The sequence below is a fragment of the Actinomadura sp. BRA 177 genome, from assembly GCF_013372625.1.
GTDB lineage: Bacteria > Actinomycetota > Actinomycetes > Streptosporangiales > Streptosporangiaceae > Spirillospora.
In genome coordinates, this window is sequence record NZ_JABXFD010000718.1 from 1 (window position 1) to 680 (window position 680).

A 680-nucleotide genomic window follows, 5' to 3' on the forward strand; every position below is an offset into this window, starting at 1 on the left:
TCCTCCATCTCGTCCGACGCCTGGCCGCCGCCCGCGCCGAGCGGCCAGGCGTCGGACGAGATGGAGGACGACGACTACTGGGCGACGATCACCTTCGACAAGCCCAAGTTCCCCTGGCAGCACGACCGCGAGCACGGGGACGAGCGCCCGGAGCCCGACCTCGCCGGCGACCCGCTGCACGCGCCGGGCCCGCCGCCCGAGCAGCCGCAGCTGACCCAGCCGGTCTCGATGAGCGCGGACGGCACCGTCCTCAACGGCCTCGGCGGCCACCCCGGCGGCGGCCAGGGCGGCGGCACCGGCCCGCAGCAGCTGCCCGCCCCCGGCGGGTTCCCGGGCGGCGCGCCGTTCGGCAACGACCCCGGCGCGACGTCGCTCGACCCGGTCCCCGCCGACCTCGGCGGCCCGTCCTACGGCGGTCCGGGCGTGCCCGACCAGCCGCAGTACGGCGGGCAGGAGCCACAGCCCGCGTACGGGTCCGCCGGCGACCCGTCCTACGGCGGCCAGGACCAGTACGGCGCTCCCGAGCAGCCCCAGTACGGCTCCCGCGAACCGTCCTACGGCGAGTACGGCTCCGACCCGCTGGGCGGGCGCCCGGCCGCCGGGCCGCCGCCCGCCGGACGCCAGGACTACGACATGCCGCTCGGCCCCGGCGGCCCGCGCGGCATGTCGTAGTCCTGGCG

The 680-nt window shown here is 78.4% G+C and carries 1 pseudogene; it reads left to right on the forward strand.

Features of this window, described 5'->3' with window-relative positions:
• A pseudogene (locus HUX53_RS38895) lies at positions 1-672 on the forward strand (hypothetical protein); the annotation flags it as partial.
• Between the last annotated feature and the right edge of the window lie 8 nt (positions 673-680).